General features: G+C 41.0%; 17 protein-coding genes. 12 read left to right on the top strand and 5 right to left on the bottom strand.

Going from position 1 to position 18,684, the window contains the following annotated elements:
- Nucleotides 1–41 precede the first annotated feature (41 nt).
- Nucleotides 42–2,294 carry an ATP-dependent helicase gene (locus M3O96_RS02155; RefSeq protein ID WP_249718340.1) on the bottom strand — a complete coding sequence of 751 codons (2,253 nt, stop codon included), beginning with the start codon at nucleotides 2,292–2,294 and terminating at the stop codon, nucleotides 42–44.
- Nucleotides 2,295–2,356: 62 nt separating this feature from the next.
- Entirely contained in the window at nucleotides 2,357–3,190 is an 834-nt protein-coding gene (locus M3O96_RS02150) for a lysophospholipid acyltransferase family protein (protein WP_249718338.1), read from the bottom strand.
- 122 nt (nucleotides 3,191–3,312) lie between these two features.
- Here M3O96_RS02150 and M3O96_RS02145 point away from each other — a divergent pair, with 122 nt between their 5' ends.
- The 6 genes from M3O96_RS02145 to M3O96_RS02120 all read left to right on the top strand — a co-directional run bounded on the left by M3O96_RS02145 (nucleotide 3,313) and on the right by M3O96_RS02120 (nucleotide 6,875).
- Nucleotides 3,313–3,912 (top strand): sigma-70 family RNA polymerase sigma factor, encoded by a 600-nt coding sequence (locus tag M3O96_RS02145; protein ID WP_249718336.1) that lies wholly within the window; start codon nucleotides 3,313–3,315, stop codon nucleotides 3,910–3,912.
- 59 nt (nucleotides 3,913–3,971) lie between these two features.
- Nucleotides 3,972–4,244 carry an anti-sigma factor gene (locus M3O96_RS02140; protein ID WP_249718334.1) on the top strand — a complete coding sequence of 91 codons (273 nt, stop codon included), beginning with the start codon at nucleotides 3,972–3,974 and terminating at the stop codon, nucleotides 4,242–4,244.
- A gap of 6 nt (nucleotides 4,245–4,250) precedes the next feature.
- Nucleotides 4,251–4,823, top strand: coding sequence for a guanylate kinase (gene gmk, locus M3O96_RS02135; protein WP_249718332.1), 573 nt, complete (start codon nucleotides 4,251–4,253; stop codon nucleotides 4,821–4,823).
- Between the two features lie 13 nt (nucleotides 4,824–4,836).
- Nucleotides 4,837–5,403: a nicotinate (nicotinamide) nucleotide adenylyltransferase gene (gene nadD / locus M3O96_RS02130; protein ID WP_249718330.1), complete on the top strand. Its 567-nt coding sequence runs from the start codon at nucleotides 4,837–4,839 to the stop codon at nucleotides 5,401–5,403.
- A 171-nt stretch (nucleotides 5,404–5,574) separates the two neighbouring features.
- Nucleotides 5,575–6,432 (top strand): hypothetical protein, encoded by an 858-nt coding sequence (locus M3O96_RS02125; RefSeq protein WP_249718328.1) that lies wholly within the window; start codon nucleotides 5,575–5,577, stop codon nucleotides 6,430–6,432.
- Between the two features lie 23 nt (nucleotides 6,433–6,455).
- Entirely contained in the window at nucleotides 6,456–6,875 is a 420-nt protein-coding gene (locus M3O96_RS02120) for a hypothetical protein (RefSeq protein WP_249718326.1), read from the top strand.
- Between the two features lie 569 nt (nucleotides 6,876–7,444).
- Here M3O96_RS02120 and M3O96_RS02115 read toward each other — a convergent pair.
- Nucleotides 7,445–8,056 carry an RNA polymerase sigma factor gene (locus tag M3O96_RS02115; protein WP_249718324.1) on the bottom strand — a complete coding sequence of 204 codons (612 nt, stop codon included), beginning with the start codon at nucleotides 8,054–8,056 and terminating at the stop codon, nucleotides 7,445–7,447.
- Nucleotides 8,047–9,183, bottom strand: a complete 1,137-nt coding sequence (locus M3O96_RS02110) for a glycosyltransferase (protein WP_249718322.1) — start codon at nucleotides 9,181–9,183, stop codon at nucleotides 8,047–8,049. Before M3O96_RS02110 ends, M3O96_RS02115 begins: the two co-directional genes overlap by 10 nt.
- A gap of 131 nt (nucleotides 9,184–9,314) precedes the next feature.
- On the opposite strand from M3O96_RS02110, the gene tgt reads away from it, so the two are divergent.
- From tgt to M3O96_RS02090, 4 genes are all read left to right on the top strand, one after another.
- Nucleotides 9,315–10,445: a tRNA guanosine(34) transglycosylase Tgt gene (gene tgt, locus M3O96_RS02105; protein ID WP_249718320.1), complete on the top strand. Its 1,131-nt coding sequence runs from the start codon at nucleotides 9,315–9,317 to the stop codon at nucleotides 10,443–10,445.
- Nucleotides 10,446–10,447: 2 nt separating this feature from the next.
- Entirely contained in the window at nucleotides 10,448–11,521 is a 1,074-nt protein-coding gene (locus tag M3O96_RS02100) for an LptF/LptG family permease (protein WP_249718318.1), read from the top strand.
- Nucleotide 11,522: 1 nt separating this feature from the next.
- Complete coding sequence (locus M3O96_RS02095) at nucleotides 11,523–12,440, top strand: DMT family transporter (RefSeq protein WP_249718317.1); 918 nt, start codon at nucleotides 11,523–11,525, stop codon at nucleotides 12,438–12,440.
- Between the two features lie 180 nt (nucleotides 12,441–12,620).
- A complete protein-coding gene (locus tag M3O96_RS02090) occupies nucleotides 12,621–13,748 on the top strand; it encodes an ATP-binding protein (protein WP_249718315.1) in 1,128 nt (375 codons plus the stop codon).
- 106 nt (nucleotides 13,749–13,854) lie between these two features.
- Here M3O96_RS02090 and ispE read toward each other — a convergent pair whose 3' ends face one another.
- The gene (gene ispE / locus M3O96_RS02085; RefSeq protein WP_249718313.1) at nucleotides 13,855–14,661 is read right to left on the bottom strand and encodes a 4-(cytidine 5'-diphospho)-2-C-methyl-D-erythritol kinase; all 807 of its coding nucleotides are present in this window, start codon (nucleotides 14,659–14,661) and stop codon (nucleotides 13,855–13,857) included.
- A 635-nt stretch (nucleotides 14,662–15,296) separates the two neighbouring features.
- On the opposite strand from ispE, the gene ilvD reads away from it, so the two are divergent.
- Together ilvD and ilvB are read left to right on the top strand one after the other, a co-directional pair.
- The gene (ilvD, locus tag M3O96_RS02080; RefSeq protein WP_249718311.1) at nucleotides 15,297–16,973 is read left to right on the top strand and encodes a dihydroxy-acid dehydratase; all 1,677 of its coding nucleotides are present in this window, start codon (nucleotides 15,297–15,299) and stop codon (nucleotides 16,971–16,973) included.
- A gap of 18 nt (nucleotides 16,974–16,991) precedes the next feature.
- Nucleotides 16,992–18,674, top strand: a complete 1,683-nt coding sequence (ilvB, locus tag M3O96_RS02075) for a biosynthetic-type acetolactate synthase large subunit (protein ID WP_249718309.1) — start codon at nucleotides 16,992–16,994, stop codon at nucleotides 18,672–18,674.
- Nucleotides 18,675–18,684 lie beyond the last annotated feature (10 nt).

The raw sequence follows: 18,684 nt of genomic DNA, 5'->3' as shown, positions 1-18,684 counted from the left end.
TAATATTGTTAAAGTAAAAAAACTTTTAAGAGGGGATTGGTCTATTCGATGATTCGAAGCTTCGCAAAGCTAAGTAATAATGTCTTCTCTCCAAAATTATCGAATTGAATGCTTGCTTTTCTGTTGATTCCTTCGGTTTCGATTTTGCTCACAAGTCCAAAACCGAATTTTGGATGCTCCACTTTGGCTCCTTCTTTGAGGTTGTTGGTGTTGGAGGGTTTGAAATCAGGGCTCGGGGTATGGATTTTTGCGGTAGTCATCGGTCTTTGGCTTTGGTTTTTGATTCCGACAAAACCAGCTCTTCCTTCGCTTGACTCATTCCTCAATGCCCCTGCAAGTGCACTTGTCATCCTTTTATTGACTTTGAGGCACATCGGATCGACTTCCTCGAGAAAGCGGCTCGGTTCACAATTCAGCAACCGACCAAAACGATAACGTGTCAATGCATAAGTGAGGTACAATTTGTCCATCGCCCTAGTTGAAGCCACATAAAAAAGCCTTCTTTCTTCTTCCAGATCTTCCCTGCTCTGCATCATCATCTGCGAAGGGAAAAGGTCCTCTTCCATTCCTACGACAAAAACCTGTTTGAATTCCAATCCTTTGGAGGAGTGGATGGTCATCAAAGTGACAGCATCCGTGGTGTCTTTATTCCGATCGTTGTCAGTCAGCAAGGCGATTTCCTGAAGGAAAGCACCGAGACTTTTTTCCGGGTTTTCGGGATTGTCCACGTATTCTTTGATCGCATTGAGCAATTCTTGGACGTTTTCATAGCGGTTCAGCCCTTCGATGGTTTTGTCTTCATAGAGATCCTTCAGCAATCCTGATTGCTTGGCTATGCTCGATGAAGCTTCGAAAGCGTCTTTTCTTTCCACCTCGATCCCAAAACTTTTGATCATTGTGCAGAAATCATCCACAGAATTGGCAGCCCGCCCACCCAAGAAACTGGCTGCGTTTTGGATCACATCCCAAAGCGGGATATCGTGCTCATAGGCCGCGACCAGCATTTTTTCGACTGTCGTATCTCCGATTCCTCTTTTGGGATAATTGATGATCCGCTTGAATGCTTCCTCGTCTTCATGGTTGACCACAAAGCGGAGATAAGCCAAAAGGTCTTTGATTTCCTTCCTTTGGTAAAATGACAATCCGCCAACGATTTTGTAGGTGATGTTCATTTTTCTCAAAGCCTCTTCAATGGACCTAGATTGGGAGTTGGTGCGGTAGAGTACAGCAAAGTCGCTGTTGTTGAGTTTTTTGTTGTTTTTCTCTTCGAAAATTGTGGTGGCGACCATCCTCCCTTCTTCATTGTCGGAGCTGGCTTTGATCAGTTCGATCAGGTCTCCTTCGGTATTTTGAGTCCAGATGTCTTTCTTCAGCTGGGCTTTATTTTTGGCAATGATGCTGTTGGCAGCCTGTACTATATTTTTGGTAGAGCGGTAGTTTTGCTCGAGTTTGACGACAAATAGATCCGGATAGTCTTTCTCAAAATTCAGGATATTCTGAATGTCCGCACCGCGAAAGGCATAGATACTCTGTGCATCGTCACCAACAACGCAGATGTTTTGGTGGACAGCAGCTAGTTTTTTGGTGATGAGGTATTGGGAGACATTGGTATCCTGAAACTCATCCACCATCACAAATTTGAAGCGCTGCTGGTATTTGTTGAGCACATCGAGGTGATCTCTGAAAAGGATATTGGTATTGAAAAGCAAATCGTCAAAATCCATCGCTCCCGAGCGGAAAAGCCGTTTTTGGTAGTTTTTGTAGATTTCACCCATCCTTGGCTTCATCGCTGCATCATCGTCTGATTTGATGTAAGGATCATTCAGGTAAGTTTCCCAAGCGATCAACCTGTTTTTAGCACCGGAAATCCTTGATAAGACTGTGCTTGGTTTGTACACTTTGTCATCCAGTTTCATTTCCTTGACAATGGTCCTGATCAATGACTTGCTGTCGTCGGTATCATAGATGGTGAAGTTGGAGGGATAACCGATTTTGTCAGCCTCTACCCGAAGGATTTTGGCAAAAGTGGAGTGAAAAGTGCCCATCCAGGTATTGCGGGCATCGAGTCCAATGAGTTTTTCGATGCGGAGTTTCATTTCCGCAGCGGCTTTATTGGTAAAAGTCAGGGAGAGGATATTGAAGGGATCGACTCCTTTGGCATGGATCAGGTGGGCAATGCGGTAAGTGAGTACCCTTGTCTTTCCTGAACCGGCACCTGCGATGATCATCACCGGTCCATCTGTGTGTTCTACTGCGTCTCTTTGGGGGGGATTGAGTCCGTTTAAATAATCCATGCGTCAATTTAATCCAACAAGTCTCAAAGTTAAGGATTTTGGATGGGCAAAGGAAATTAAGTTTACTTCCACCTGTTGTGGCTCCAGAGATAAATTTCAGGCTGCTCTCGGATTCCTTTTTCGGTAAGCCGGATAAATTCATCTGTCACACTGTGGGCAGGAGTGTCGGCATAAGGGGGTTCACATACCAATTGGTAAGTGATGGTGTACTTCCCTCTTTTTGGCCTTTTCAAATTGACAAAGAAGACTGCATAGCCATATCTTTTGGCGAGTTTTTCGGGGCCTTCAAAAAAAGCCGTTTCCCTGTTCATAAAAGAGGCGCTGTACCGGATTTCGGCATTTCCGGGTCTTTGGTCGGCAGCTAGGCCAATAATCCTTGGTACATTCCTTTTCTCTAGGAAATTTCTGCTGAAGTTTGATTTTTCTACCAAAGTTCCCCCAAATCGGCTCCTGATGGCTATCATCAGGCTATCGAAAGTATCATTGCTAAGCTTGGAATATATGGTTTCCAATCTCGGGTCCACCAAGGCATTGAATCCCAACACAAACGCTTCCCAATTGATAAAATGTCCACTTACCATGATGACTGTTTCGCCTCTATCCAACCTACTCGATAAAATATTTCCGCTATGGATCTCAAGCATGTTGGCAAGCTCCTCTTTGCTGATGGTGTAGAACTTCAATGTTTCCGCAAAGGAATCAGTCAGATTTCGGAAAAACTTCTTTGAAATGGCTTTTCTTTCTTTCTCTGACTTTTCTGGAAATGCATGAAAAAGATTTTCTAGAATGACTTTTTGTCTGTATTTCAAAAGATGGTATCCTATTAGATACAAGATATCGGTAAAGATATACAATACCCAAAGGGGTAAAAAAGATATCAGTTTGAATAGATACATGCGTTAAAATCTGGAAGTAAGATTTCTGCGTTATTTTTTGCAAAGCTCAAAATAAGCCAAAAGCATGGACTTTATTCAAAAACATTAGTGATAAATTCTTCCAATGCTTACTTTTGAATCTTATGTCTGAAGTTCAGAGAAAAAAATATTCCGAACAGGAAAAGAGTAAAATTTTCGATCAGGAGTTTATGCCAAACATAGACTCTATGTATAATTTTGCCTACAGATTGACCTTTGACGAGGATGATGCCAAAGATTTGGTACAGGACACTTATCTCAAAGCTTTTAGATTTATCAATTCTTTTGAACAGGGAACCAATGCTAAAGCTTGGCTGTTTCGGATCCTGAAAAACTCCTTCATCAACGATTATAGAAAGAAGTCTAAACAACCTGCCAAAATTGATTATCAGGAAGTTGAAACTTATTACAATTCGGATGATGTTGACTATACGAGCACCACAGACCTGAGGGTAGATGCTGTCAAGGACATGCTCGGAGACGAGATATCCAATGCACTCAACAGTCTCGCAGTGGATTTCAGGACAGTTATAATCTTGTGTGATCTCGAAGGATTCACCTACGAAGAGATGGCCAAAATCCTAGATATACCGATCGGAACTGTCAGATCAAGATTACATAGAGCAAGGAACTTATTGAAAGACAAACTGCGTTCCTATGCATCTACTATGGGTTATGGCAATGACGAAGAGGAGGGATCATAAGCCGGACTTTCAAATCGGAAAAATTTTATTCAATAATAGTAAATCAAGTAAGATTAAAAATGGACGATAATTCAACACCATCCGGAGATAGGAAACTCTCGTGTTCAGATGTCAGTAAATGTTTCCAGCTATTGGAGAGCATTTTAGACGGGGAGAACTTGCCCAATTCTAAGGAAATGCTCAATGAAAAATTGGCCAAATGTGAACCGTGTTTCAAGCATTTTCACCTCGAGCAGGCAATCCGCGATGTACTCAAAACAAAATGTACCAAGCAGGCCGTCCCAAGTGAACTTGAGGCAAGCATCAGAGAAATAATACAGGATAGAAAATAACCCGCCATGTCCTCAGGAAAAGCCATCATTTTTTCAGCCCCTTCAGGTTCGGGTAAAACCACCATCGTCAGACATCTTTTAAGTAAATTTCCCAATTTGGGATTTTCTATTTCAGCTTCGACGCGAGACAAAAGAGGCAGAACAGAGGAAAACGGAAAAGATTACTACTTTTTGACACCAGAAGATTTCAAAAATAAAATTGACACCAATGAATTTATCGAGTGGGAAGAAGTCTATGAAGGTAACTTCTACGGAACTCTCAAGGAAGAAATCCAAAGGCTTTGGGACGAAGGCAAGCATGTAATCTTCGATGTGGATGTCAAAGGAGGAATCAACCTAAAAAAGTATTTTGGGGAGCAGGCACTTGCGATTTTTGTCAAAGTCCCTTCCTTGGAAGTGTTGCATGAAAGACTCAAAGATCGGGGCACAGAATCTGAAGAAAGCCTTTCACGAAGGCTGTACAAAGCAAAATTCGAAAGTACCTTTCAGGATAAATTTGATGTCATCATATTAAATGACGAAAAGGAAAAATCCTTTGCTGAGGCAGAGAGGCTTGTAGGGGATTTTCTAGCCAAATAATTATACTGTAATTTTGAAAATAGGATTGTTTTTTGGATCTTTTAATCCTGTTCACATCGGCCACTTGATCATCGCCAATGTGATGCAGGACAGGACTGATCTAGACGAAATTTGGTTTATCGTCAGTCCACAGAATCCTTTCAAGAAGCAAAAGTCATTGTTACATGAATTTGATCGGCTTAAGATGGTAGAGCTCGCCATTGCCGATCATTTTTATTTTAGGGCTTCCGATGTGGAATTTCACATGCCTCGGCCGAGCTATACCATTGATACACTTACCTACCTTACCGAGAAGCATCCCAATCATCAATTTAGACTGATAGTGGGAGGGGACAACCTGACACACTTCCACAAATGGAAAAATTTTGAAGTGATCTTGGAGCAATATGGTCTTTACGTCTATCCTAGGCCGGGAGAGCAACCGGATCTGAAGCATCCAAATATCCGATATGTAGAGGCGCCGCTGATGGATATTTCTGCGACTTTTATCCGGGACGCAATCAAAAACGGGAACTCGGTCAGGTATTTAATTCCACAATCTGTGGAGGATTATATCAGAGATAAGAAGTTGTTTCTGTGAAAAATTAAAATTGCTTTCAAGGTATTTTTTGGTAAGCTTAATAAGCCCTTTTCTTAGTTAAATTCTACAAAAAAATAATCTTTGATTATTGATTTATGCAAAAATGAAGCTCATAATTTTTTTTATAAGCTGTTGATTGTAAATAACTTTAGGTGTTAAATTTTATAATTTATGAAACACCTTAGGATATTTTTTATTTTGCTATTATTGGTCGGTTGTAATGATGGTTTTGAAAGGCAAAAAATTATCGGGGAGATCAATGACCAAGTTGCCTATCTGGATATGGAAATTATCGAGGGTGATAGCCTAGGATTTGTTTTTGAATTACAAACACCGGGTAATTTTCAAAATCTTTCAGTGATCGATCCCGATCTTATTTGTGATTCATTATCGGTGAATGACTGCTACAATTGGCATTCATTTTACCCGAGAAGGCCGGGAATGAAGCTTTTATACCATATTTCCGGGGAGGTTCTGTCACCCAATCCCAATGAAAAAAGAGTAGGAAAACCATTTATTCTAACAAAAGCGGAAAGGATTTTGAGTTGTCCTGTTGATTATCGAATAGTTCCGGGAGAAGTAGCTCTAAATGAAAAAGTTTGGAAAATGATAGGGTTTGTAGATAACGATGACCAGATTTATTCTCATCCTGCATGCGAATCAAATAATATGCGGATACAATTTTCAGATGTTTTATTGGATGATTATCCATTTAACCTGCCGGGCGGAAAAAGAGTGGAAGTGAGAACCGGCGATTACTTGTTTTCTCTCTCAGGAAGAGAAATAAGCTATTCTGTGATTGAAAACAGTAATAAAATCCGGCTAAAATATTTATCATCGCCATTTTTTATTCCCGGATTTAGAAATTACGTGCAGCATGATGGTCCCAGGACGCTGCAAACCAAACAAAAGTCAGATAGCCTACTCCGTTTACTTTCTACTGATACATTAGATTATATGTTGGAAAATAATATTCTAAAACTCAGTAATCCCAAGTCTAAGTTGAATGCGATGTTTGTGGCGAATTGATTCTAAATCAAACTATATCAGATATGAAACGGGTCGGAATCTTTTTTATTTTGGTTTTTTTGAGTAGTTGCATTTTTGATGAGGATCAGATTGAGAAAAGGAAAACACTTGTGGAAATTAATGATTTAAAGGCCTTTCTAGATGTAGAGCAGGTTGGAAAAAGTCTTGAATCCGGTTATATATTCAAATTAAAACCGATAGATAATTCTGTGCCATATCATGTTTTACATGTTGGTGATGATGGATTGATTTGTAGTTTTTTAAATGAACAATTTAAATACGGTTCATCCCTAACTGAAAATTGTGCGGGGGTTGTTTATTATTATGGCTATCTCTATAACGGATTAAAAAGTGCAAATTACCGCATGCAGGTAAACATAAGCGGTCTGATTAAAAAGAAGCTTGGCTCAAACGATTTTAATGGTGAACCTTTCCTCTTATAAAGTATCAGTAAGGTTCCTTCGTGCCCTATTTCTTTTGAAATACGAGAAGGCGAATTAAGCCTTGAAAATAAATTTTGGCAGCTTCAAGCATTTCTTGATGAAAATGGGGATATCCTGTCTTACCCAACCTGCGAAGATCCTGCGATAGGGATATATTTTTATGACAGCCTGAATTTATTTGGTGCATCAGGTACAGAATTGAAAAGTTTAGAAATCATTACTGAAGTTTGGATTCGTCAAAATTTCATTCCTGTTTATTCAACTGAAAATGAGAAAATAAAAATAAGTTCGTTTTACTTCCAAATTCGGCCTCAACCTAGTACCTATCCTACAGACAATATATCCAGAGTAACTTTAGATATTTACAATAAATATGATAGTCTTAATCTGCTATTAAAGGTAAATCAAAGCACTGAGTATTCTTTGAATCAAAATGTTTTGGAACTATACAATCCTGAAACGAAAGTCAAAGCCAGGTTTTTTAATCAATTTCCATAAGATTCCAAAAAATTTTTTCATTATAATTCGATAAAGCGATTCCAAACTTATAAGTGAAATATAAATAAACCCTATATATGATCCTCTTTTCCCGAGGCTATCTCATACAATAGCTCTCTGGACCGGTGAAGTTGGGCCTTCACTGTTCCAAGAGGCTTCTCAAGTTCCTGTGCGATTTCTTCGTAGGACAATTCATCAAAGTAGCGTAACTCCACCAATTTGCGGTATTTGGCAGGAAGCTTGTCTACAAAAATCCTGACCATCTCGATCCTTTGTGACCGGATATATTCATCTTGAGGATTATTGTCATCGTCCTCTACATCTATCGTGACCGAATTGCCGCCATCATCTGTCATACTGGTATTGAGACTCATGGTTTTGAGTTTCTTTTTCCTAATAAAATCGATGGTATTGTTGGTAGCTATTCGGAATAGCCAAGTACTGAATGTGTAGTCTTTTTTGAATTTATGGAGGTTTTTGAAAGCTTTGGCAAAAGCTTCCATGGTAAGGTCTTCGGCATCATCTGTATCCCTGATCATTTTCAGGATCATGAAATAAACAGCCTTTTTGTACCGCTTCATCAGCATGGCATAGGCCTGTTGGTCCAACTCAATAACAGCTTTGTCTATGAGTTCGAAGTCCTCTAAGGCCTTACTTGAAAATCCTCTTTCGTTTATTTCCATTTAACTTTTTTTGACAGGTACCCCAATGAACCTAAAATCCAAAAATACCCCATATACATGACATCGAAAACCAGCGACCAATAAACCTGAATTTTTCCTTCGAGTTTTTTTCTGGCCGAGCGGAATATCGAGGTGATTAATATAGAACGGACAAACATAATACCCAATATGACCAAAATTTGTTCCCATTTTTGATCAATTGCCAAAAATATAAGTAATACCGTACCCATTACCCAAAACAGGAAATGGGAAAAGGCATACCATCCCACCTTTTGTTTGTTGCCTGTAGTGTAGTATTTGCCGGCATGAAAATGCCTTTTCTTTTGGGTGAAATATTCCTCCCAGGTATTTTTTGGAATGGAATAGGTGATGCTTGCAGGATCGACTACCACCGCCACATTGGTACTGTTGGCGTGGAGATTTACAAACAAGTCATCATCCCCGCCTTCAATATCCCAAAGTCCTTTAAAGGCTTTTTTGTCCAAAAAGAAACTCCTTCTATAACTCATGTTGCGTCCGACTCCCATAAATGGTGATTTCCACAATGCAAATGAAATATATTGGATAGCAGTCCAGATGGTTTCCAATTGGATCCATTTGTTAAGAAAGCCCTTTTGTGATTCATATTGGGAAAATCCCAAGGCAAAATCTTTTCCTTCAAGCCTTACAGGTGCGGTCATCAATTCGATCCATTTATCAGTTTTGGGAGTGCAATCTGCATCCGTCAAAAGCAGGACGTCGTTTTTGGCCACTTTGATACCCAATGTCAAGGCATATTTTTTTGCGGTCACATGTCCCGGGGTGTAATGGACGGTCACGGTCCGGAGTCGGGGATAAACCGCCATCAATTGCTCAAGGACTTTTTTGGTGCCGTCATAAGAGCGGTCATTGATGACCATCACTTCAAAGTTTGGGTAATCCTGCTCAAACAGCAGAGGAATGATTTTCTTTAGGTTTGTACGTTCATTGTGCGCTGCAATGACCACTGTCACCGGTTCTTTTTCTTGGATTGGTACAGTTGACTTCTTTTTGTAGAAAAAAGCAAATCTTCCAAATAGAATAAGGAGGTAAAATAGTTGGATTGCAAGACTTACAAAAAAAACGACCCACAAAATTTGTATAAACATCCCCTTGTTATTGTGGGGCAAATATAAAATCAAATTGAGCATTCATTTAAGAATAAGCTTATATTTTTGTGATTCAAAAATGAAAAGAAATCTCTAATGCCTTTTGGGTACTACAGATCAATTCAAATAGAATGAAGTTTAAGTTAGAATCTACCGACCCGGACAGCAAAGCAAGGGCAGGAGTGCTCAAAACAGACCATGGGGATATCGAAACTCCGATTTTTATGCCTGTCGGTACGGCTGGTACAGTCAAGGCCGTACATCAGCGTGAGCTCATGGACGACATCAAGGCTCAGATAATCCTGGGTAATACCTATCACTTATACCTCAGACCGGGATTGGATATCCTCCAAAAAGCCGGTGGCCTCCATAAATTCAACGGATGGAACAAACCGATCTTGACGGATTCGGGGGGATATCAGGTTTTCTCCTTGGCAGCAAATAGAAAACTGACCGAAGAAGGAGCTATTTTCAAATCCCACATAGACGGTTCCAAACATACCTTTACACCCGAAGGAGTGATGGATATTCAGCGGATCATCGGGGCGGATATCATCATGGCTTTTGACGAATGTCCGCCATATCCCTGTGACTATTCCTACGCCCGCACATCTATGGACCTGACCCACCGTTGGCTCCAAAGATGCATTGAGAGGTTTGACAGCACAGAGGGGATTTATGGATATAGCCAATCGCTTTTCCCGATTATTCAGGGAAGCGTTTTCAAAGATTTGAGAAAACAGTCAGCGGAATTTGTTGCTTCCTGCGAAAGGGAAGGCAATGCCATTGGGGGACTTTCGGTAGGAGAGCCTGTGGAAATGATGTACGAAATGACAGACATGGTCACGGATATTCTTCCAAAAGACAAACCGAGATACCTGATGGGAGTAGGCACACCTGCCAATATCCTCGAAGGAATCGCCTTGGGCATCGACATGTTTGATTGTGTGATGCCCACCCGCAATGCAAGGAACGGCATGCTCTTTACTTCTGAAGGAATCATCAATATCAAAAATGAAAGGTGGAAGGACGATTTCAGCCCGATTGATCCAAATATCAATTCGTACGTTAGTACTTTCTATTCCAAAGCCTATCTCAGACACTTGGTAATCGGCAAGGAAATCCTTGCTGCTCAGATTGCAAGCATCCATAATCTGGCCTTTTACCTTTGGCTAGTCGGACAGGCAAGGGAAAAAATCAAGTCAGGTGGCTTTTTGGCCTGGAAAAATGAGATGGTAGAAAAAGTAAGCAGAAGGTTATAAACATGAAAATTCTCGACAAGCTCATCATCAAAGATTTTCTCAAAACCTATTTCTTTGTGGTTTTGATGCTGATCATGATTGTATTGGTGTTGGACTTCACCGAGAAAAACGATGCATTTATCCGCAATAAAGTCCCTGCCAAAGACATTCTGAGATATTTGGGAAACTATGGGCTTTACCTTAATAACCTCCTTACTCCGATCACTGTCTTTATTTCTGTCATTTTTATCACTTCCAAAATGGCCGGAAGAACAGAGATCATTGCCATTTTGAGCAGCGGGACGAGCTTTGTGAGGATGCTTTATCCTTTTCTGTTTTCAGCTTCCATGATCGGAATTGTGAGTTTCCTGATGAATGGTTGGATCCTTCCTGGAGCTACTGCGGGGGTGACAGAATTCAAATCAAGGTGGCTAGAGGATGATAAGTTTTTTACCCAACAAAATATTCATATTAAAGTAGCCCCGGATATTTACGCCTACATCTCTCGATACTACACTTCCGGCAATACCGGATATAATTTTACTCTGGAAGAAATCCGGGAAGGGAAATTGATCGCCAAGTTATCTGCCGACAGAATCGTGTGGGACACAGCCATCAATACTTGGTCTGCGAAAAATTGGAGAATGAGGGTGCTTCATGACGGCGGTGAGCACTACACCGTAGGCGAGTCTTTGGACACCTTATTGTCTATCACACCTAATGACTTTGACCTACCGACCAATCACCACGAAACGCTTAAACTTCCTGCCCTTAGTAGGCAGATTAAAATTTTAGAAGAAAGGGGGGCAGACAATGTCAATTTTTATAAAATCGAAAAATATGTCCGGTTCATGTCTCCTTTTGCGGCAGTGATCCTGACCTTTATTGGAGTCATCGTTTCTTCCAGAAAAACACGCGGAGGTTCAGGTTTTCAGATTGCTCTGGGATTCATGTTGGCCTTTGTATATATCATCATGTTTTTGCTTTCCAGGACTTTCGCCGAGGCAGGCACGGCCTATCCGATTTTAGCTGTATGGATCCCAAATATCGTTTTTGCGGCAACAGGGTTGGTTTTGTATAAAACAGTTCCAAGGTAGTATGTCGGAACACGCCACTGCCAAGGACTACCTCATGCTCCATTTTATCGTAGCAATCTGGAGTATTACAGCCATTCTCGGGATATTGATCAGTATTGCTTCTATTGAATTGGTGTTTTACCGGACACTGATTGCTTCAGCCATGTTGGGACTTATTTTCCTTTGGAAAAAAACCTCCATCAGAGTTTCCAGATCCGAACTGATTAAGATTATCGGTACAGGATTCTTGATCTCGATTCATTGGATTCTGTTTTTCTGGGCAGCGAGGGTTTCTACAGCCTCAGTTTGCTTGGCCGGGATGGCGACGACTTCCCTTTGGACGGCTTTTCTCGAGCCTATCATCAACAAGAAAAAGATCAAAGGATTTGAAGTTTTTTTGGGACTGCTGGTGATATCGGGGATCTATGTGATTTTCAGATTTGAGTGGGGATATTGGTTGGGATTGTCGATGGCGATCGGTGCGGCGCTGATGGGGGCATTGTTTTCGGTCATCAACGGAAGGCTTACCAAAAGACACAGTCCATATGTCCTGACATTCTATGAGATGCTTGGAGCTTGTGTTTTCGCATTCATGATGCTACCGGTCTATGCTTTTTTCTTTGCCGAAAATGGGCTTCAGCTTATCCCTGCACCAATGGATTGGCTGTGGTTGTTGATTTTGAGTGGAATCTGTACAGTATATGCCTTTTCTGTTTCGGTTGAACTGATGCGGAGGATTACCGCTTTTGCAGTCAACCTGACAGTGAATCTTGAGCCTGTCTACGGGATTATCCTGGCGGTGTTGATTTTGGGAGAAAGGGAAAAAATGACCGGAGGGTTTTATTTGGGAACTTTGATTATTTTGATTTCGGTGCTGATCTATCCGATATATAATTACATTTTAAAAAGGAGAATGGCCAAGAGAATGTTGGGAACCTAGCTCAAAACGGGGAGATTTTCCAAAGGTCGCCGTGATTTTTAAAGTACAAATTTATGACTTTACGGGAATGTAATCCTTTAAAATCATGACTTTACGGGAATGCAATCCTTTAAAGTTATAACTTTACGGGAATTTAATCATTTAAAGTTATATCTTTGTAATAAGATAATTTCAAACCCAATGAAATTTAACCGAATCATCAAAGCCTCTATTGAAGAAAAATTCTTTTCAGGGAAAGCAATTTTATTGCTTGGTCCAAGACAAGTTGGCAAGACAACTTTGCTCAGAGCAATATTGGATAACAGAAAGGAAAAGCATTTATATCTTGACGGAGATGATCCTACGGTCGTAGGGATTTTGGAAAATGCCAATACTGAGACTTTAAGGAGTCTGATTGCAGACAATCAGATTGTATATATAGATGAGGCGCAACGAATCAATAAAATTGGGATAAAAGCAAAAATACTCGTAGATCAATTCAAGGAAGTACAGCTTTTGATCAGCGGTTCTTCTTCATTTGAACTCAACCAACAGATCCAAGAACCCCTTACCGGAAGGAAATGGACCTTTAATTTATGGCCCATTTCTTGGGCTGAGTATGAAAAGGAAGTGGGATTTTTGAAGTCCGAGCAAAGCTTGGAAAACAGGTTGATTTATGGGTTTTACCCTGACGTCATCAACCAAACAAGCCAAGAAGAGAAGGTTTTAATTGAGTTGGCGGAGAGTTACCTGTACAAAGATGTAATGATGTATGGAAATTTGAAAAAGCCTAAGTTGATACAGGATATTTTAAAAGCTTTGGCTTATCAAGTTGGCCATGAGGTGAAATTCAAAGAGGTGGCTGAAACCGTCGGGGCCGATCCCAAAACAGTGGCTTCTTATATTGAAGTTCTTGAAAAGGCCTTTGTAGTGTTTGGCCTTTCTTCTTACAGTTATAACCTGAGGACAGAAATTAAGACGGCTAGAAAAATTTATTTTTACGACAATGGTATTCGAAATGCAATTATTAGAGACTTCACACCTTTGGCCATAAGGCAAGATGTGGGTGATCTTTGGGAAAATTTTTTGGTCAGTGAACGTGTTAAGCGAAATTCCTACTACCAGAGTTTGGCACGAAGCTATTTTTGGCGAACTAAGCAACAGCAAGAAATCGATTATGTGGAAGAATTGGCAGGTAAATTAACAGCCTATGAATTCAAATGGAATCCCAAGAGAAATGTAACTTTCCCCAAAACCTTTACAGTAGGATACAACAGCAATAACCTTTTGGTAAACAGGGGTAATTTCAGAGAGTTTGTGGGGAATTGAAATGCCCTAAAGTCAGTGTCTCACTGACTTTCTTTTTTGAATTTATGTGGTTTTTGCAATTTGGCATTAGAGACAAGCCAAAGTCGTCAAAAAATCCTATTTCTATTTACATCACCCCTTCAAAAACAAAATATTCCTTGTTCCATTCTTTAACCTCAGGTTTGTGGTCAAACAAACCAAACACAGTTGAACCTGAACCGGACATCGCGGCGTAGTAGGCCCCCATGTCGTACAGGGATTTTTTGATAGCCGCCAATTCTGGATATTGCGGAAAGATACTTTTCTCAAAATCATTTTGCAGCTCGGTTTTCCAAAGTGTTTGGTCCTTCAGGATTTGGGTGAGGTCTTTTTCCGGTTTTTTGGGACTTACTCCGGCATAGGCTTCTTTGGTGCCAATATGGATGGGAGGCTTGACGAGCAATAGGTGGTTTCCTTTGAGGTCTACTTCCACAGGTTCCATGATTTCACCTCGTCCTGTGGCGATTTTTGGGGCATTGTCGATAAAAAAAGCGCAGTCACTTCCAAGTTGGGCCGCATAGTCTTCCAAAAACCAGTTTTCCAGATGGAGGTCAAAGAGGTTGTTCATCAGTGTCAGCGCAAAAGCCGCATCAGCAGAACCTCCCCCCAAACCCGCACCCATGGGGATGTTTTTGTGCAAATGGATATGGACATTGGGTAGGTCATTGAAATCTTTCCTCAATAATTTGAAGGCTTTCAAGATAAGGTTGTCTTTTTCCTCACCTGGAATAGAAAGTCCGGAAGTATCAAACACCGTTTTATTTGACAGGATCATTTCCAAGGCATCATGCAGCGGAATGGGGACCATGCAGGTTTCGATGTCATGATAGCCGTCTTTCCTCTTGGCAGTGATGTGAAGTCCTAAGTTGATCTTGGCATTTGGGAATGAAATCATTTTTGAAAATAGGTTTTAATGAATCGAATTTAGATGTTGAAATTAGGATATAAAATTGAATTTGAAGGATTGAGGTCCTTTGGGATATTTGGATTTTTAAAATTGAGTATTTCACAGAAAGAAGTGTCTAAATTAATTTTGATATACTTTTTGTGAGATTTGAATGTTAAATGGTATTTATTCATATCCATTGTTGAATTTGATACATGGTTATTTTTCTTTTGAAGAAAATCCAAAAAAAATAGCTTTTGGTTAAAAATATGCGAAATCAATACATTCTTTTGATTTGTGAATAATTATGAGGTTAAGATAGGTAAAAGTTTTCCAATCGCTCATTTTGCAAAATAAACTATTATATTTAAATCTTTTTAATTCATTATCAATATATGTTTGCCATAAAAAATGAAATTAAATATTGTATCTCTCGAAATAGAGGTTTAATATTGTACTACGTTAGCCAAACAAAAAAGAATCATACCACATGTTGCAAATAGTCACTCCTCTAAGCTTTATTATTCTCATTTGTAATAATCACTGAGGCATCTGACATATTTGACCAACAACCATATAATGTTAAGTGCCTCAGATGATGGGGCACTTTTTTTATAAACCTATTAATCCAACCTGAAGTAACCATGAGTTTGAAAAAACACAGTTGGGAAATCAGTCAGAATGAAGAACATCCCGCAGGTAAAGCCATGCTGTATGCCACGGGAATGTCTGATAAACAGATGAACCAGCCCTTTGTAGGCATAGCTAGTTGTGGCTATGAAAGTAACCCCTGCAATATGCACCTCAATGACTTTGCCGGTCTGATCAAGGAAGCTACAAGAGCTCATGGTCTGACCGGTTTGGTTTTTAATACCATCGGGATTTCTGATGGAATTTCTATGGGAACCTCCGGAATGCGGTATTCTTTGGTGTCAAGAGAGATCATTGCAGATTCCATTGAGTCCTTTATTCTTGGTCATTCATTTGACGCCTGCGTCGCAGTAGCTGGATGTGACAAGAATATGCCCGGGGCGATCATGGGGATGTTAAGGATCAACAGGCCATCTATCATGGTCTATGGGGGAACTATCCGGTCGGGAAATTATAAAGGAGAAAAACTGAATATCGTTTCGGCTTTTGAAGCTTACGGCAAAAGGGTGAAAGGCGAGCTCAGTGATCTTGATTATCAAGGTGTAATTGAGAATGCATGTCCGGGTGCCGGTGCCTGCGGTGGGATGTACACTGCCAATACCATGTCTTCAGCCATTGAAGCCATGGGAATGTCATTGCCCTACAGCTCCTCGACTCCAGCCACAGCAGATGAAAAAATGACTGAGTGCAGGGATATTTCCAAATATATCACCATCCTTTTGGAAAAAGATATCAAGCCAAAGGATATCGTCACCAAGAAAAGTCTTGAAAACGCAGTCCGTGTAGCAGTGGCACTTGGAGGAAGTACCAATGCGGTGCTTCACATCTTAGCCATTGCCAAAACTGCAGGAGTGGATTTTACGCTTGCAGACTTCGCAAGAGTAAATCATGAGACTCCATTGTTGGGTGATTTCAAGCCTTCTGGGAAATTCCTCATGGAAGATCTTTTTGAGCAGGGTGGACTTCCTGCTTTTATGAAATACCTGCTGAACAACGGCATGCTTCATGGAGACTGTATGACAGTCACAGGAAAAACCCTTGCTGAAAATCTTGCAGATATTAATCCTGTGGTCCCATCGATGGTCAATGTCATCCATCCTTTGGAAACGCCACTGAAAGAAACAGGACATCTCTGCATCCTGAAAGGCAATCTTGCCCCTGAAGGTTCTGTAGCCAAAATCACGGGAAAAGAAGGCAAATCCTTTACAGGTCCTGCCCGTGTTTTTGATTCTGAATTGGAAGCAAATGAGGGGATCAAAAATAAATTGGTGAATAAAGGAGAAGTCATCGTTATCAGATACATCGGACCCAAAGGCGGTCCGGGAATGCCTGAGATGCTGAAACCAACCTCTATGATTATTGGTGCCGGATTGGGTTCGGATGTTGCTTTGATCACAGATGGCAGATTCTCTGGTGGAACCCACGGATTTGTTGTTGGTCACGTCACCCCGGAGGCTTATTCAGGTGGACCAATCGGTCTGCTCCAAAACGGGGATATCATCACCATCGATGCTGACTCTCTGACTTTGAGTTGTGCGGTAAGTGATGCCGAAATGGCAGAGAGGAAGAAGCATTGGAAAAATAAAGATTTGAGTGACCTCCAAGGAACACTCAAGAAATACAACAAACTCGTGTCCTCCGCTTCGGAAGGATGTGTGACAGATAAGTAAATTAAATCATCCAATTCTATGGTTAGAGGAGCAGACATCGTAGTGAGATCCTTGATCGCCGAAAATGCAGAATTCATCTTCGGTTATCCTGGCGGAGCAATCATGCCCGTGTATGATGCATTGTATGATTACAGTGATCAGATCAAGCATGTGCTGACCCGTCATGAGCAGGGTGCAATCCATGCAGCTCAAGGTTATGCGAGGGTTTCCGGAAATGTCGGGGTAGTACTCGCTACTTCAGGTCCCGGTGCCACCAACCTGATCACGGGTCTTGCGGATGCACAGATTGATAGTACTCCTTTAGTCTGCATTACAGGTCAGGTAGCTGCCCATCTTTTGGGATCAGATGCTTTTCAGGAAACGGACGTAATCGGTCTTTCCATGCCGGGTACCAAATGGAATATTCAGGTAAGAAGGGTAGAGGATATAGCTCCGGCGATTGCCAAGGCTTTTTTTATTGCAAAAACCGGAAGACCGGGTCCGGTATTGGTAGATATAACAAAAAATGCACAAGTTGAATTTGGAGAATTCCTCTATCAGCCTTGTTTAGGAATAAGATCCTTCAGGCCTTATGTCACCATCAATCCAACGGCCATTGCTGCAGCAGCCCAATTGATCAATGATGCAAAAAGACCTTATGTGCTCTACGGACAAGGTGTAATCCTTGCCAATGCAGAGGAGGAATTGAAAAGATTTTTGGATAAATCAGGGATACCTGCCGCTTCCACACTTCTAGGTTCTGGCGCACTTTCCCAAGATCACCCTTCCTATGTAGGCAAACTTGGGATGCACGGCAACTATGCACCCAATCTTCTGACCAACCAATGCGATGTACTGATTGCCATCGGAATGCGGTTTGATGACAGGGTTACAGGAGATTTGAAACGATATGCCAAGCAAGCGCAGGTTGTCCATTTGGAATTGGATCCTTCAGAAATCGATAAAAATGTAAAATGCGCAGTCCCTGTTTTGGGGGATTGCAAGACAAGTTTGCCTTTATTGACCGATGCTGTCAATTCCAATACCCACCACGAATGGTTTCAAAAATTCAGGGAATTGGACAAAGAGGAAAAGGCTGCTGTCATGTCTTATGACTTAGAATCTACCCATGGAGGATTGCATATGGGCGAAGTGATTCAACTAATCAATCAATTCAAGGATGAAAACGCCATATTGGTGACGGACGTAGGTCAGCATCAAATGATTTCCTGGCGGTATTTTCATTACAAAGAATCAAGGACCCAAGTCACTTCCGGTGGTCTTGGTACGATGGGATTTGCCCTTCCTGCGGCTTTGGGTGCACAATTGCATGATTTCAAAAGGCAAGTAATCTGTGTTGTGGGAGATGGCGGGATTCAGATGACTATCCAAGAATTTGGAACCATCATGCAGACCAAAGCCCCTGTCAAAGTGGTCTTGCTCAACAATAATTATCTTGGGATGGTGAGGCAATGGCAACAGCTTTTCTTTGATAAAAGATATTCATTTACAGAACTTGAAAATCCCGATTTTGTAAAAATTGCGGAAGCATACAAACTCAAAGCGGTAAAAGTAACCGAGCGCCACGAGTTGAAAGAAGCAGTAGCCCAAATGATTTTGCACGAAGGGCCGTTTTTCCTTGAGGTTGTCGTCGAGAAAGAAGACAATGTGTTCCCGATGATTGCTACCGGTTGTTCGGTGGAAGAGGTAAGGTTAAGCTAGGAATGAAACT

Source organism: Aquiflexum sp. TKW24L, from assembly GCF_023502205.1.
Taxonomy (GTDB): Bacteria; Bacteroidota; Bacteroidia; order Cytophagales; family Cyclobacteriaceae; genus Cognataquiflexum.
Note: the sequence above shows the minus strand (reverse complement) of the source record. Positions and strands in the feature narration are given on the sequence as shown.

Coding starts and splice junctions, on each gene's coding strand:
- M3O96_RS02155 (WP_249718340.1), bottom strand. CDS start 2,294: ATGGATTATTTAAACGGACTCAATCCCCCCCAAAGAGACGCAGTAGAA.
- M3O96_RS02150 (WP_249718338.1), bottom strand. CDS start 3,190: ATGTATCTATTCAAACTGATATCTTTTTTACCCCTTTGGGTATTGTAT.
- M3O96_RS02145 (WP_249718336.1), top strand. CDS start 3,313: ATGTCTGAAGTTCAGAGAAAAAAATATTCCGAACAGGAAAAGAGTAAA.
- M3O96_RS02140 (WP_249718334.1), top strand. CDS start 3,972: ATGGACGATAATTCAACACCATCCGGAGATAGGAAACTCTCGTGTTCA.
- gmk (WP_249718332.1), top strand. CDS start 4,251: ATGTCCTCAGGAAAAGCCATCATTTTTTCAGCCCCTTCAGGTTCGGGT.
- M3O96_RS02125 (WP_249718328.1), top strand. CDS start 5,575: ATGAAACACCTTAGGATATTTTTTATTTTGCTATTATTGGTCGGTTGT.
- M3O96_RS02120 (WP_249718326.1), top strand. CDS start 6,456: ATGAAACGGGTCGGAATCTTTTTTATTTTGGTTTTTTTGAGTAGTTGC.
- M3O96_RS02115 (WP_249718324.1), bottom strand. CDS start 8,056: ATGGAAATAAACGAAAGAGGATTTTCAAGTAAGGCCTTAGAGGACTTC.
- M3O96_RS02110 (WP_249718322.1), bottom strand. CDS start 9,183: ATGTTTATACAAATTTTGTGGGTCGTTTTTTTTGTAAGTCTTGCAATC.
- tgt (WP_249718320.1), top strand. CDS start 9,315: ATGAAGTTTAAGTTAGAATCTACCGACCCGGACAGCAAAGCAAGGGCA.
- M3O96_RS02100 (WP_249718318.1), top strand. CDS start 10,448: ATGAAAATTCTCGACAAGCTCATCATCAAAGATTTTCTCAAAACCTAT.
- M3O96_RS02095 (WP_249718317.1), top strand. CDS start 11,523: ATGTCGGAACACGCCACTGCCAAGGACTACCTCATGCTCCATTTTATC.
- M3O96_RS02090 (WP_249718315.1), top strand. CDS start 12,621: ATGAAATTTAACCGAATCATCAAAGCCTCTATTGAAGAAAAATTCTTT.
- ispE (WP_249718313.1), bottom strand. CDS start 14,661: ATGATTTCATTCCCAAATGCCAAGATCAACTTAGGACTTCACATCACT.
- ilvD (WP_249718311.1), top strand. CDS start 15,297: ATGAGTTTGAAAAAACACAGTTGGGAAATCAGTCAGAATGAAGAACAT.
- ilvB (WP_249718309.1), top strand. CDS start 16,992: ATGGTTAGAGGAGCAGACATCGTAGTGAGATCCTTGATCGCCGAAAAT.